The sequence below is a fragment of the Salinisphaera sp. PC39 genome, assembly GCF_040361335.1.
GTDB lineage: Bacteria > Pseudomonadota > Gammaproteobacteria > Nevskiales > Salinisphaeraceae > APNM01.
Genome location: NZ_APNM01000003.1, coordinates 230,931 through 244,427, shown reverse-complemented (window position 1 = coordinate 244,427; position 13,497 = coordinate 230,931). Strand labels below are relative to the sequence as shown.

Annotated in this window: 12 protein-coding genes; 6 read left to right on the top strand and 6 right to left on the bottom strand. The window is 71.4% G+C overall.

Translation table 11 applies throughout. The features are described 5' to 3' along the window. Positions 1–110 precede the first annotated feature (110 nt). The 6 genes from PC39_RS04980 to PC39_RS04955 are packed head-to-tail and all read right to left on the bottom strand — an operon-like array spanning position 111 to position 8,928. The gene (locus tag PC39_RS04980) at positions 111–635 is read right to left on the bottom strand and encodes a chemotaxis protein CheW (protein ID WP_353252258.1); all 525 of its coding nucleotides are present in this window, start codon (positions 633–635) and stop codon (positions 111–113) included. Further along, positions 628–6,225, bottom strand: coding sequence for an Hpt domain-containing protein (locus PC39_RS04975; RefSeq protein WP_353252257.1), 5,598 nt, complete (start codon positions 6,223–6,225; stop codon positions 628–630). The genes PC39_RS04980 and PC39_RS04975 overlap by 8 nt, the downstream gene beginning before the upstream one ends. Before the next feature lie 26 nt (positions 6,226–6,251). Next, complete coding sequence (locus tag PC39_RS04970; protein ID WP_502950847.1) at positions 6,252–7,538, bottom strand: methyl-accepting chemotaxis protein; 1,287 nt, start codon at positions 7,536–7,538, stop codon at positions 6,252–6,254. Positions 7,539–7,571: 33 nt separating this feature from the next. After that, positions 7,572–8,138 (bottom strand): chemotaxis protein CheW, encoded by a 567-nt coding sequence (locus PC39_RS04965; protein WP_353252256.1) that lies wholly within the window; start codon positions 8,136–8,138, stop codon positions 7,572–7,574. Between the two features lie 3 nt (positions 8,139–8,141). After that, on the bottom strand, positions 8,142–8,522 hold the full coding sequence (locus PC39_RS04960; protein ID WP_353252255.1) for a response regulator: 381 nt from the start codon (positions 8,520–8,522) through the stop codon (positions 8,142–8,144). A gap of 46 nt (positions 8,523–8,568) precedes the next feature. Next, entirely contained in the window at positions 8,569–8,928 is a 360-nt protein-coding gene (locus tag PC39_RS04955; protein WP_353252262.1) for a response regulator, read from the bottom strand. Between the two features lie 309 nt (positions 8,929–9,237). Between PC39_RS04955 and gshB the strand changes: the two genes are divergently transcribed. The 6 genes from gshB to PC39_RS04925 all read left to right on the top strand — a co-directional run bounded on the left by gshB (position 9,238) and on the right by PC39_RS04925 (position 13,486). Next, on the top strand, positions 9,238–10,182 hold the full coding sequence (gene gshB / locus PC39_RS04950) for a glutathione synthase (protein ID WP_353252254.1): 945 nt from the start codon (positions 9,238–9,240) through the stop codon (positions 10,180–10,182). Continuing rightward, entirely contained in the window at positions 10,179–10,946 is a 768-nt protein-coding gene (locus PC39_RS04945) for a TonB family protein (RefSeq protein ID WP_353252253.1), read from the top strand. The genes gshB and PC39_RS04945 overlap by 4 nt, the downstream gene beginning before the upstream one ends. A 99-nt stretch (positions 10,947–11,045) precedes the next feature. Then, positions 11,046–11,603 carry a YqgE/AlgH family protein gene (locus PC39_RS04940; RefSeq protein WP_353252252.1) on the top strand — a complete coding sequence of 186 codons (558 nt, stop codon included), beginning with the start codon at positions 11,046–11,048 and terminating at the stop codon, positions 11,601–11,603. Beyond that, complete coding sequence (gene ruvX / locus PC39_RS04935) at positions 11,596–12,045, top strand: Holliday junction resolvase RuvX (RefSeq protein ID WP_353252251.1); 450 nt, start codon at positions 11,596–11,598, stop codon at positions 12,043–12,045. Before PC39_RS04940 ends, ruvX begins: the two co-directional genes overlap by 8 nt. Further along, positions 12,042–12,533 (top strand): bifunctional pyr operon transcriptional regulator/uracil phosphoribosyltransferase PyrR, encoded by a 492-nt coding sequence (gene pyrR / locus PC39_RS04930; protein WP_353252250.1) that lies wholly within the window; start codon positions 12,042–12,044, stop codon positions 12,531–12,533. The genes ruvX and pyrR overlap by 4 nt, the downstream gene beginning before the upstream one ends. Next, positions 12,530–13,486 (top strand): aspartate carbamoyltransferase catalytic subunit, encoded by a 957-nt coding sequence (locus PC39_RS04925; RefSeq protein ID WP_353252249.1) that lies wholly within the window; start codon positions 12,530–12,532, stop codon positions 13,484–13,486. The genes pyrR and PC39_RS04925 overlap by 4 nt, the downstream gene beginning before the upstream one ends. Positions 13,487–13,497: the final 11 nt, after the last annotated feature.

Genomic DNA, 13,497 nt, shown 5'->3' with positions numbered 1-13,497 from the left:
TACGACACCCATGCCTTGCTTGACCGGGGGAGTCCATATACGGGATGACGAACCGGAATACTCTTGTCTCCGTGCGCCTCCGTGCGCCTCTGTGGTTAACCTGAGCCCATTCAGGAAATCGGCCGCGGTTCCCAGTCGCCCCCCGCCTCGGCCGCCTGCTCGACCGTGGCCACCACTTCGGCGAGGCGGGCCTCGATGGCCTCCAGGTCGGGGATGATCGCCTCGGTGTTCGCCAGCCGCACGCGCGAGAGTGCGACATCGGCGTCCTGCGGCAGGTCCGGACGGCGCTGCAGGGCGGCCGGATTGAGACCGGTGAGATGCGGATACCCCTGGATCACCACCGCGAACAGCCCGTTCTCCAGATGCGTGCCCAGGCTGTTGATCACGACCAGTCGCGACCGGCGGGAACGCGTCGGCAACGACTCCCCCGCCAGCGCCTCGATCGAGATCGCCGGCAGGCGCCGACCCTGCCACTCGGCAAAGCCCAGCAGCCAGTTGGGCCCCTCGGTATCCAACGCGACACTGTCCAGCCCCAGCACCTCCAGCACCGCCGGCTTCGGCAGCAGCAGGCTCACGCCCTGCAGCGGCAGCAGGTGACCGAACAGCTCGCGGGGCCGGGTGTCCGCGTCAGCCACGGGACGCCTCCTGCGCCGTGCCGAGGACCGACCGGATCTCGTCGAGCAGTTCCTGTTCCTGATAGGGCTTGGTCACGAAACGGTCGACGCCGATGGCCTCGGCCCGGCGGCGGTGCTTATCGCCGCTGCGGGACGTGATCATGATGATCGGCGTATCCCTCAGGGTCTCGCTGTTGCGCATGTAGGTCGCCAGCTCGAAGCCGTCGATTCGCGGCATCTCGATATCCAGCAGCACCACGTCCGGCGGCTGCGACTGCAGCTTGGCGAGCGCGTCCATGCCGTCCTTCGCCGTGGACACGGCGAAACCGTGCCGGCTCAGGAAACGTTCGGACACCCGCCGGATGGTGATGGAGTCGTCCACCACCATGACCGTCGGACGCTCGTCCGCGGGCGCGGCCACCGCTTCCGCCGGCACGCGCTCGCGCATGGCGCGGCGGACCTGCATCTGCATCAGGGCGGCGACATCCAGGATCAGCACCACCTCGCCGTCGGCCATGATGGTGGCGCCGGCCACGGCCGGCACGGTGGCGACCTGAGGGCCCACCGGCTTGACCACGATCTCGCGGCTGCCGAGCATGCCGTCGACCACGAACGCGGTCCGGCGGTCGCCGGTGCGCACCAGCAGCACGGCCGCGTTGACCGGTGCCTCCTCGCCCTCGCCGCCGGCGCTCGGCACATCGAGCAACTGGCCGAGGCTGCGCACCCGGTAGTGCTGCCCGCCGTACTCGAAACCCGCCTCGGGCGAATCCAGGTGCTTCTCCAACTCCGCGTACGGCGCCCGGGTGACACCCTCGATACTGCCCAGCGGCACCGCGTAGCGCTCCTCGCCGACCTCCACCAGGAGCGCCTGGCTGATGGCCAGGGTCAGCGGCAGGCGGATGGTGAATCGGGTGCCGGCGCCGGCACCCGAGTCCACGGTCAGGGTGCCACCGAGCTGCTTGATCTCCGCGTTCACCACGTCCAGGCCGACGCCGCGGCCCGCCGTCTGCGTCAGCTCGCGCGCGGTGGAGAATCCCGGCTCGAAGATGAACTGGGCGAGATCGGCATCCCCGAGACCGGCGTCCGACGCCAGCAAGCCCATCTCCACCGCCTTGTCGCGGATGGCGGCCGTGTCCAGGCCGCGACCGTCGTCGCGCACTTCCACGACGAGCTGGGTGCCTTCGCGGAACAGGCGCACGCCGATGGTGCCGGTACGCGGCTTGCCGGCCTCGACCCGGTCCGGACCGGGCTCGATACCGTGAACCACGGCATTGCGCAGCAGGTGTTCCATGGGCGCGACGATGCGTTCCAGCACGTTGCGGTCGAGTTCGGCCTCGACGCCGTCCAACTCGAGACCCACGTCGCGGCCGTGCTCGCGCGCCACCTGACGCACGATGCGCTCCAGCCGCTGGGTCTGGCGGGAGAAGGGCACCATCAGGGTCCGCATCAGGCCCTGCTGGAGACTGGTGTTGATCCGGGACTGCTGCACCAGCAGGGATTCGTCCTGCTCGGCCAGGTCGGACATCGAACCGTGCAGGCTGGCCAGGTCGGTGGCGCTCTCCGCGAGACCGCGCGAGAGCTCGTGCAGGGCCGAGTAGCGGTCCATCTCCAGCGGATCGAACTCGGCGTCGTAGCGGTTGGTCTCGGGCTCGTGCCGGGCCAGGATCTGGGCCTCGGTCTCCATGTCCAGCTTCCGCAACTGTTCGCGCAGGCGGCTGGTGGTCTGCTGCATCTCGCGCAACTGGAACTGGAGCTCGGCGTTCTGCTGCGCCAGCCGCGCGCGCACGATGCTGATCTCGCCGGCCTCGTTGAGCATGTCGTCGAGACGCGCGACGGGCACGCGCGCCGTCTCGGGCAGGCCGGCCCGCGTATCCGCGCCCTCGGTCTCGGGCTCCCAGAAGAGCCGCTCGTCGAACTCGACAGGCACCCGCGGCGCATCGCTCTCCGGTGACGGCGGTTCCGCGGCCGCCGGCGCGGGCGGGACCGTCTCATCCACGGCGTCGGGCACGGTCGCATCCGCCGCATCCGCATCGCCGGACGCGGACGCGGCCCCGGTCCGGAATCGGTCCTCGGGGCCCGTCGACGGCAGGGCGTCCGTCTCCGGCGCCGGCGATTCGCCGCGTGCCAGCAGGTCCAGGGTGCGGTGGATACCGTCGGCCGCCTCCCGCAGACGTTCCAGATGGTCGGCATCGGCGCGCCCGGCGCCGGCGAGGCGGGTCTCCAGCTCGTGACACTCGTCGCCGATCGACTCGACGCCGGCCATGCGTGCGCTGCCCTTGAGCGTGTGCAGGGTCCGCATCAGGGCCTCGCGCGGCTCGTCGTCGTCCGGGGCGAGCCGCCAGCGTTCCAGGTCGCTCTCGAGGGCCTCCATGAGTTCACCGGCCTCGGCGGTGAATATCGCCAGCACCTCGGGATCGGCCTCGTCGGCATCCGAATCCTCCGTCGCCGGCACGTCCGCGTCCGGCACGGGTTCGTCGGCGCCGTCGTGTCCGGCGGCATCACGGTCACCGTCGGCGTCCGCCCCGTCAGCAGCCGCCTCTGCCGGCCCCGGAACGCCGGCCGTCGGCGGCGTCGCGGATTCGCCGGTCTCCGTGACATCGACCGCGCCCGCGTCGTCGGACGCATCGACGGTCGTCGCCTGATCGACCTCCGCGGGCCCGGTCGTGTCCGCGGGCGGCCCGCGCTCGCCCTCGGCGGTCCCCGAGAGGATCCGCAGCAATGGCCCCGCCTCGCCGGCGCGGCCGCTCTGCCGCAGTCCGTCGAGCATGTCGTAGAGACCGTCCACCACTTGCTCGAGCCGGTCGAACTCGGCGGCGTCGGGATGCCGCCCCGGCTCGATGTAGCCGGCCGCGCGTTGTTCCAGTGCCTGGGCGACCTCGCCCAGCTCGTGCGCCTCGGCGGTGCGGGCACTGCCCTTGAGTTTGTGGCAGATAGCCTTGAGGGCGCTCGGGTGATGGTCGTCGGCGGGATTGGCCCGCCAATCGTCGAGCGCCCCCTGGATCGCATCGACGAGATCGCAGGCCTCGTTCGTGAACACGACGCGCAGCGCCTCGTCCGAGGCCGACTCGACCGCCTCCTGCGGCAAGCCGGCACGCGCGGCCTCCACCCGTGCGGCGAGCGCGTCGATGGCGGCCGCGTCCGGCTCGTTCCCGCGATCGAGGGCGTCGATGGCGGCGTCGAAGGCCGTCGCCGCCTCGTCCAGCAGCGCCAGATCGTCGACGTCGAAGGGACGGCCGGCGGCGCGGCTGGCGTCGGCATAATGCTCGAAGACGCGCGCCAGGCGGGCGATGGCCTGGGCATGCACCGCCTCGGAACTGCCCTTGAGGGTATGCAGGGCCCGGACGGTGTCGGTCGCGACCGCCACCGGCGGGGTCTCCGCCGCCACCTCGCGCAGATGCCCGATGTGGCCGCGGGCGTCGCCGCGGAACACCCGGAAAAGCTCGCTCTCGGCATATTGGCCGGCGTCGTCGCCTTCGCCGGCGACACCCGCCAACCGGTCGGCCTCGGCGATCACCGGCGCGATCCCCTCCGGGCGCCGGCCGGCGCGGAAATCCTCGATCAGGCCCGGCAGCACCTCCACCGCGCGCCCCACGGTCGCGGCGACCTCCGCGCCGGCCTCGACGGCGCCCTCCAGGCATCGGTTCAGGAGCCGCTCCAGCGACCAGCCGAACGCGCCGATGTCGCCGGCCCCCGCCATGCGGCCGCTGCCTTTCAGGGTGTGGAAGGCGCGCCGGATCTCGGCGAGACGCGCGGTGTCGCCCAGGTTCCCGGACCAGGCGGGAACGTCCCGGCGCAGGGCTTCCAGGACTTCGCCGGCCTCTTCCAGGAAGATGTCGCGGATCTCGGGATCGACCTCGTCCGGATCGGCGGTCTCGCCCGCTTCCCCCGAAGGCGCCGGAGACGTCTCCTCGACGGCCACGGTCTCCGCGGAGGCACTACCCAGGCGCTCGATACGGTCAACCGCGCGTTCGTAGGCCGCCGCCGGTTCCGCCTGGCCGGCGGCCAGCGCCTCCAGGTAGTACTCGACGCCGGCCACGGCGTCGGCGAGCGCCAACATGCGCGCCGGCTGGGTCCGGGCCTCGATCATGTCGCGGCTGGCCACGAACGTCCGCAGGCGTTCGAGCAACGCCACGCCGTCGTCGCGCTGCAGGACCTGCAGACCGGCTTCCACCTCGCGCAGCAGGCGCGCCGCCTCCGACAGCAGCGCCGGCTCGCCGGCGTCGATGAAGTCGGGGATCAGCGTCTTGACCCGCGAGAGATTGACCAGGGCCTCGCGATAGATGGCCGCGCCGCCGGTATCGATCTCGTGGTGCGGCGTGTCGTCGTCCCCGGCCGCTTCCGGCGCGTCCGCCTGTCCCCGCATGTGCCGGGCCAGGGCCTTGTCCAGGCTTTCCTCGACCCGCAGCAGGGCCAGGGCGACCTCCATCCAAGCGTCCTGGTCGCGGACGCCCTCCTCGGCCAGTCCCTCGATCGCCCGCGCCTGGTTCAGCACGACCCGCTGCAGCATGTCCAGGCCCAGCATCGCGAGCGTGTCACCGATGCGGCGGGTGGCGGCCACCGTGTCCTCGATGCGTACCGCCGCGCGGTCGCCGGCGCGCACCACCAGGTCGATGCTGTTCTTGACCGATTCGATGTCTTCCTTGATGGCGGCGGAAAGCTTCGCCACCAGGCCGGTGTTGGGACCGCGCAGCCGGCCGCGCAGGCGATCCAGCGCCGCGGCATCGGGCAGCAGTTCGTCGAGCCGGTAATCGCGCCGCAGCGCCGCCACCCGCTCGCCGTCGGAATCGGCGCCGCCGGCGAAGTAGACCAGCCCGTACAGCAGATCCTGGGGCGCCTCGCGCAGGGATTCGTCGTCGCCCTCGGCAACGGCCTTCAGGTACTGGCCGACCCGGCCCAGCAGGCGCTTGACGTCCAGTTCCAGACCCACACCGCCATCGCCGACGGCCTCCAGCAGACCGGCCGCCGCGCCGAAGACGCGGCCGCCCCGGGTCTCGCCGGCGGTCCGTTGCATTTCCTCGGCGATCCCGGACAGCCGCCCGAGATAATCGGCGGGGGACTGGTCCCTGAGCACCCGCAGCAGCGCGGCGTTGAACGCCGGCAGGCGCTGCGCGGCAAGCCGCCGCACGGCCTCGGCATCGATCTCGGCCTCGGTATCGGCCGGCGGCGTCTCCAGTTGCGCATAGCGGGCGAACAGCACGCTCTCGCTGAGGACACCGGCCCCCCGTGCCACGCGCAACTCGTTGATCAGGGGCAGAAAGACCAGGGCATTGTCGCGCTCGCCGGCGGCGAGCACGTCGAGGTAGTCGGATAGTTGCAGGGTGGCCCCGAGCAGGACCTCGAAGGCCTTCTCCGGGGCGTTGTCGACGTCGGCCAGCAGATCCTGGACGGCCCCCTTCATTTCCTCGGCGAGCAGCGCCGCGCCGTCGCACTGGATCATGCGCAGGGTGCCGCGGATCTGGTGCAGTTCCACCAGGCTGCGCTGCAGCGGCAACGGGTTGGCCGGCGCCTCCAGATAGCCCTCGACGAGGCTGCGGACGCGTTCCAGGCTGATGCCGAGTTCCTCCCGAACCCAGTGCAGCCCCTCCGCCGTGACTTGCTTTACCTGCGCCATGGCCGTCTCCTAGGCCGCTCCCTGACCTAGCTCTCTTCTCGACCGGGAAGCGTAAACCCGCTTACCGACGCGCGCAATTGCTGACCCAGCTCGGCCAGGCGCTCGATCGCGCGCGCGGTGGCCTGGGTACCGCCGGCCGTCTGTTCGGTGATCTCCCGAATCGAGCCCATGGTCTCCGAGATGCGGCCGGCCTCGTCCGTCTGGCGCTCGGTCTGGGCGGTGATGCCCTGGACCAGTTCCGCCATCTGGCGCGAGACCTCCTCGATCTCCTCCAGCGCGCCGCCGGCGTTCTCCGCCAGGCGCGCGCCGCTGACCACGCCGGCGGTGGATTTCTCCATGGAGATCACGGCCTCGTTGGTATCCGCCTGAATGGTCCGCACCAGCGCCTCGATCTGGCGCGTGGCGCCCGCGGAGCGCTCGGCCAGGCGCTGGACCTCGTCCGCCACCACCGCGAAGCCGCGGCCCGCCTCGCCGGCCATGGCCGCCTGGATCGAGGCGTTCAGCGCCAGGGTGTTGGTCTGTTCCGCGATGTCGTTGATCAGTTCGACGATATCGCCGATCTCCTGGGAGGACTCGCCCAGCCGCTTGATGCGCTTGGAGGTCTCCTGGATCTGGTCGCGGATCGAACCCATGCCGTCGATGGTCTTGCGCACGGCGTCGCCGCCGGTGTGCGCCGCCTGCACCGAGCGCTCGGTGACGTCGGCGGCGCGCCGGGCGTCGCGCGAGACCTCCTGGATGGAATCCACCATCTTGCGGATGGCCTCGGTGGCGGACAGGATCTGCTGCGTCTGGGTCTGGCTGGCGCGGGTCAGGCGCTTGGCGGTGCCGAGGGATTCCTCGGAGGCATCGGCCATCTGCTCGGCGGTGTCGTTGATGGTGGTCACCAGTTCGCGCAAGGCCTCGATGGTGTAGTTCACCGAGTCGGCAATGGCGCCGGTGATGTCCTCGGTCACCGTCGCCTCCAGCGTCAGGTCGCCCTCGGCGAGCGCGCTCATCTCGTCCAGCAGCCTCAGGATGGCCTCCTGGTCGCGCTGGTAGCGCTCCTGTTGCCCGTCGTCGGTGTCGCCGCCGCCCGCGGCGGCCTGGGCCACGCCGGCCGCGACCAGCCCCAGGAGCAGGAGACCGGCGCCGCCCAGTCCCCAGGCCGCGTAGGCGGGCACCGCCAGTCCGGGCAGCAGGCCGGCGCCGGCGGGCGCCAGCGCGTCCGCCAGCAACAACGTGAGGCCGGCCAGGCACAATGCGGCGAGCGCGAGCAGGCTCCAGATAAGGGCCCGTCCCCCGGATCCGCTGAACAAGTCCTTCAAAGTCGGCACGCTCTATCCCCTCGTATCGGATGCGTCGTTATGTCAGGCGCCGGCGTCTCGGAATACCGGCGCGGCGGCGAGCTTGCGCAGCGAGAACACCCGCCAGGTGCTGCCGTCGCGCACGAAGGCGCCGAGCACGAAGGCCGCGATGTCGGCATGGGCGTCCGCGCCCCGCCCCGCCGTCGCGGCCAGCTCGTGGCGCTGATCCTCGGGCAGGAAGCCGCGGAAACCGGCCACGCCGTCCACCAGGAAGCCGGCCGCGACGGTGTCGTCGTTGAGCACGATGACGCGGCTCGCCTCGGTACGCCGGCCGGGCCGCCCGGTCACGAGACGCGTCAGGTCGACCACCGGCAGCAACTCGCCCCGGACGTTGGCGATGCCCACGAGCCAGGGGCGCGCCCCCGGCACCCGGGTCACCGACGGCGGCTCCATCACCTCGCGCACGTCCGCGCGCGGCGCCAGAAAGCGCTCGTCGCCGAGCTGGAAGGCGAGTCCCGTCCATTCCGCGCCCCCGGCGGGCGTCATGCGCGCGTCGCCGGAGCCGATCAGGCGCGTCTCCAGCGCCGCGAGCAACTCGAAGGGCCGGTCGGCGAGCGCCCGCAGCTCCATGGCCTAGCGCTCCGCCGTCCGCCGGCTCAGCACGTCGGCGACCGCCCCCGAGAGAACCTCTGACGCGACCGGCTTCACCAGGTATTCCGCGGCGCCCTGACGCAGCCCCCAGATGCGGTCGGACTCCTGACCCTTCCCGCTGATGATGATCACGGGAATGTCCTTGGTCTCCGGATCGCGCGCCAACTTGCGGGTGCCCTGGAAACCGCTCATGCCCTGGAAGACCACGTCCATCAGGATCACGTCGGGCCGGTCGCGCTTGGCGGCCTCCAGGCCGGTGTAGGCGGATTCCGCCACCGCCACGTGGTGACCCTCGCCCTCCAGGGCGCTCCTCATCGCCTGGATGTCGGTCGGTGAATCGTCGACGATCAGCACGTTCGCCATGTGCTCCCCTCCCCGGTCCGTTGTTGCGTCGTTCGGTACTGCCGGCTCACTCGCGGTCGCCCACGTGGGCCTCGACCGCGTCGATCAGCTCGTCGCGGGTGAAAGGCTTGGTGAGATAGCGGTCGGACCCGACGATGCGGCCCCGGGCGCGGTCGAAAAGTCCATCCTTGCTGGTCAACATGATCACCGGCGTGTCCTTGAAGCGCGGATTGTTCTTGATCAGGGCGCAGGTCTGGTAACCGTCCAGACGCGGCATCATCACGTCCACGAAGATCACCTGGGGGTTGTGGTCGGCGATCTTGGCCAGCGCCTCGAAGCCGTCGACCGCCGTCAACACTTCGCAACCACGCCGCGACAGCAGGGTCTCCGCCGTGCGGCGGATGGTCTTGCTGTCGTCGATCACCATGACCTTCACGCCGGCGAGATCCCCCGCCTGATCCTGCACTGCTGACACTTGGTCACTCCCCCGGGCCGGAACCGGCCGTTACGGCACTGTCCTCGACTCGTGCAACTACCCGGCACCGACATCGCCGCACCGATCACAATACGCGGATTCTTAGCACAATCCGCGAGGCCATGCCTAACCCCGCCCGCGGCGCGCCCCGGCGTTCCCGCCCGCGGGCGGCCGGAATCGGACAATCGGAAACGCAGTCTTGGCGCATATGCCGCGCCGCTCTGCGCTACCATGCGCAAAACCCAGCGGGACGGCACACGCATGGCGCTATCCGTCGCGGTGGTGATGGACCCGATCGCGGACATCACCCCCTACAAGGACACCACCCTGGCCCTGCTGCTCGAGGCCCAGCGGCGCGGACACCATCTGCATTACCTGGAGATGGGCGACCTGTTCGTGCGCGACGGCGCCGCGCGCGGCGCCACCCGCCGGCTGACGGTCCGCGACGACAACGACGACTGGTTCGACCTGCACGAAGGGGCCGAGCTGGCCCTGGGCGACCTGGACGTCATCCTGATGCGCAAGGATCCGCCCTTCGACATGGAGTACATCTACGCCACCTACGTGCTGGAACGCGCCCAGGAGGCCGGCGCCCTGGTGGTCAATCGTCCGCAGGCCCTGCGCGAGATCAACGAGAAGATGGCGATCACCGCCTATCCCCACCTGTGCGCGCCCACCCTGGTGACCCGCGAGGCCGGCCGCATCCGCGACTTCCTCGCCGAGCAGGGCGACATCGTGCTCAAGCCGCTGGACGGCATGGGCGGCTCGCGCATCTTCCGGCTGCAGGCCGGTGACCCCAACATCGGGGTCACCATCGAGGTGCTGACCGAGCACGGCAGCCGCTACGCCATGGCGCAGCGCTACCTGCCGGCGATCTCGGAGGGCGACAAGCGCGTGCTGGTGATCGACGGCGAACCCGTGCCGCACGTGCTGGCACGCATACCGACGCCCGGCGAGTCCCGCGGCAATCTCGCCGTCGGCGGGCGCGGCCAGGGCGTCGACCTGACTCCGGCCGAGGCGCGCATCTGCCGGGAAATCGCACCCATGCTCAAGGACAAGGGCCTGATCTTCGTCGGGATCGACGTCATCGGCGACAAGCTCACCGAGATCAACGTGACCAGTCCGACCTGCGTGCGCGAGCTGGACAAGATTTTCGGCGTGAACATCGCGGCACGCTTCTGGGAGGCGGTCGAGAGGCGGCTGTGACGGCCGCGGACCGACGCCTGGCCTGGACCGCCGCGGCCGCGCTCGCGGCCCACGCCCTGCTGCTGTTCGGCGTCGCGTTGCCGGCGCCGGGACCGCAGGCCCGGACGCCCCTCACGGTGACCCTGGCGACCGCCCCCGGCCCGGCGCGCGCCGACAGCGCCACCATCGCCGCCACCGACCAGGCCGGATCGGATACCGTTTCCCGCCACGGCCCCGCCGCGGCGCATGCCACGGGCGAAGCCGACGCGGCGCCGCGCGACACCGCCGAGGCCGGCACCGGCACGGAGGCCGCCACGCCCCTGCTGGCCCGCAACCGACCCGACGCCCGGCGATCCGTGCCGGACGGGGCACATCGCGCCGGCGGCGGGCCGGCCGCGGCGGAGACCGATCAGCGGCTCCGGCGGCGCGCGGCCACCGCGGATTCCCGCGCGGCCTACCTGGAGCAATGGCGGCGCACCGTGGAAGCCGCCGGCAACCGCGCCTTTCCGCACGGCCTCGTCGAGCGCGGCGGCGGGCGACGCCTGACCGTGGAGGTGACGCTGACCGCCGACGGCGACCTCGCATCGGCCCGCATCCGGCGCGGCTCGGGGAATCCCGATCTGGACGCCAGCGCCCTGCGCATCCTGCGCGACGCCGCGCCGTTCGCGCCCTTCCCCGCCGCCCTGCGCGAACGCTGGCCGCGGCTGACCTTCGCCTACGACTGGCGCTTCCTGGCCGGCGACGGCGCGGTCAGCGTGGACACCGCCCCCTCGACCTCCAGGTGAGCCGCGGATTCACGCCGAACGGCGCGGGCCAACCGGCCCGGATCGGAAATCGGACGGGAAACCGGAACCCGGGGCCGCTTTCTCAATTACAATGTCCGCATGGCTGAAACCTTCCTCTCCAACCAGTTCCTGGTCGCCATGCCCAACGTGGTGGGCGGCGAGTTCGATCACTCGGTCACGCTGTTGGCGGAGCACAACGCCGACGGCGCGATGGGCCTGGTGATCAATCGGCCGACCGATCTCGCGCTCTGCGACATGCTCGCCCACATGGGCATCGATCACGACGGCCTGTCGCGCGAGCGGACCGTGTTCTGGGGCGGGCCGGTCCAGCCGGAGCGCGGCTTCGTGCTGCATCGCCCGACCGGGCACTGGGACGCCACCCTGGCGCTGGAGGACGACCTGGCGATCACCACCTCCAAGGACATCCTGGAAGCCCTGGGACGCGGCGAGGGCCCGGCGGACTATCTGGTGGCGCTGGGCTACGCCGGCTGGGGCGGCGGCCAGCTCGAGGACGAAATCCGCAACAACAGTTGGCTCAACACGCCGGCGGATGCGGGAATCATCTTCGCCACCCCGACCGCCGACCGCTGGGCCGCGGCGGCGCGCCTGCTCGGCCTCGATCCGAGCCAGCTCTCGGGGCTCGCCGGACATGCCTGAGCCGAGCGGCGCCGACATGGTGCTGGGCTTCGACTTCGGCACCAAGCGCATCGGCGTGGCCGTGGGCAGCTCGATCTCCGGCCGGGCCCAGGCCCTGACCACCCTCCACCACCGCGACGGTCCCGACTGGGACGCCATCGGCCGCCTGGTGGCCGAGTGGCGGCCGCAGGCGCTGGTGGTCGGCCTGCCCCTGATGGAGGATGGCCGCGAGCAACCGATCACCGGCCACGCCCGCTGGTTCATGCGCGAACTCGGCGCGCACTTCGACCTGCCGGTGCACGAAGCCGACGAGCGCTTCACGTCCACCGAGGCCTGGGACCGGCTGCGGCTGCAGCGATCCAGCGGCGCCCGGCGCCGGCGCCTGTCCAAGGGCGATTCCGACGCTATGGCCGCGCAGATCATCCTCGAGGGCTGGCTGCAGCAGGCCGGGGACGCCGCATGAGCCGTCCGATCGATGCCGAGCGGGCCCTCGCCGCCCTCGCCGACCAGCTCGGCGACATCGCCCGCTCGCGGCCGGAGCCGGCGGTGATCGGCATCCACACCGGCGGCGCCTGGGTCGCCGAGCGCCTGCACGACAGTCTGGGCCTGACGACGCCGTTGAGCACCCTGAACATCGGTTTCCACCGTGACGATTTCGCGCGCATCGGCCTGCACCCCCGGGTGGGGCCGTCCCGCATCGCCGCCGAGATCGAGGACCGCTGCATCCTGCTCGTGGACGATGTGCTCCAGACCGGCCGCACGGTGCGCGCGGCCATGAACGAGATATTCGACTACGGCCGGCCCGCCGCGATCCGCCTCGCGGTGCTGTTCGACCGCGGCTGCCGCGAGCTGCCGATCGCCGCCGACTATGTCGGCGAGCGCATCGACGTGCCCGCGGACAGGCGGCTCAAGCTGTCCGGCCCCCGCCCACTGGTCATGGAGGAACGATGACGCGGCAGCTCGACGACGACGGGCGCCTGCGGCACCTGCTGACCATCGCCGGCCTGCCCGCGGCGCTTCTGACCGAGATCCTGGACACCGCCGAGTCCTTCCTGCCGGAGACCGGCCCGCCGGTGAAGAAGGTGCCGCTGCTGCGCGGCGCGACCGTCGTGAACCTGTTCTTCGAGGCCTCGACCCGCACCCGGACCACCTTCGAGCTGGCCGCCAAGCGGCTGTCCGCGGATGTCCTGAACATGCAGGTCGAGCATTCGTCCAAGACCAAGGGCGAGCACGACCTGGACACGCTGTTCACCCTGCAGGCGATGGGCGCGGACGTGTTCGTGGTCCGGCATCCGGACAACGGCGCCGCGGCCGGCTTCGCCGAGCAGGTCGCCCCCGGCGTGGCGGTGCTCAATGCCGGCGACGGCAGTCACGCCCATCCCACCCAGGCCCTGTTGGACATGCTCACCATCCGCCGCCACAAGCCGGACTTCTCCGGTCTCACGGTCGCAATCGTGGGCGACGTGCGGCATTCACGGGTCGCGCATTCGGACATCGACGCCCTGCACGCCCTGGGCGCGCGCGAGATCCGCGTGATCGCGCCGCCGCCGCTGATGCCGGCGGAGCCCGGGAACCTGGGGGTCCGGACCCACGACCGCCTGGCCGAGGGCCTCGCCGGCGTCGACGTGGTGATCGCCCTGCGAATCCAGCACGAACGCATGCAGCGCACGCTGGACATCACGCCGGAGGACTACCGCCGGGACTTCGGGCTCACCGCGGAGAACCTGCAGGCCCTGCCGGCGGACGCGCTGATCATGCACCCGGGCCCGATCAACCGCGGCGTGGAGATCGACGCGGATATCGCCTACGGGCCGCGCTCGGTGATCCTGGAGCAGGTGCGCAACGGCATCGCCGTGCGCATGGCGGTGATGGCCATGATCGCCGGCGGCCGGCATCGGGTCTGATCCTGGCGCCG

Bases quoted from the DNA above. Each gene is read 5' to 3' on its own strand.
- PC39_RS04955 (WP_353252262.1), bottom strand. From the start codon at position 8,928: ATGGTGATCGACGACAGCAAGACCATCCGCCGCACGGCGGAGACCCTG.
- PC39_RS04940 (WP_353252252.1), top strand. From the start codon at position 11,046: ATGGCTGAAACCTTCCTCTCCAACCAGTTCCTGGTCGCCATGCCCAAC.
- PC39_RS04975 (WP_353252257.1), bottom strand. From the start codon at position 6,225: ATGGCGCAGGTAAAGCAAGTCACGGCGGAGGGGCTGCACTGGGTTCGG.
- pyrR (WP_353252250.1), top strand. From the start codon at position 12,042: ATGAGCCGTCCGATCGATGCCGAGCGGGCCCTCGCCGCCCTCGCCGAC.
- gshB (WP_353252254.1), top strand. From the start codon at position 9,238: ATGGCGCTATCCGTCGCGGTGGTGATGGACCCGATCGCGGACATCACC.
- PC39_RS04960 (WP_353252255.1), bottom strand. From the start codon at position 8,522: ATGGCGAACGTGCTGATCGTCGACGATTCACCGACCGACATCCAGGCG.
- PC39_RS04965 (WP_353252256.1), bottom strand. From the start codon at position 8,138: ATGGAGCTGCGGGCGCTCGCCGACCGGCCCTTCGAGTTGCTCGCGGCG.
- PC39_RS04925 (WP_353252249.1), top strand. From the start codon at position 12,530: ATGACGCGGCAGCTCGACGACGACGGGCGCCTGCGGCACCTGCTGACC.
- ruvX (WP_353252251.1), top strand. From the start codon at position 11,596: ATGCCTGAGCCGAGCGGCGCCGACATGGTGCTGGGCTTCGACTTCGGC.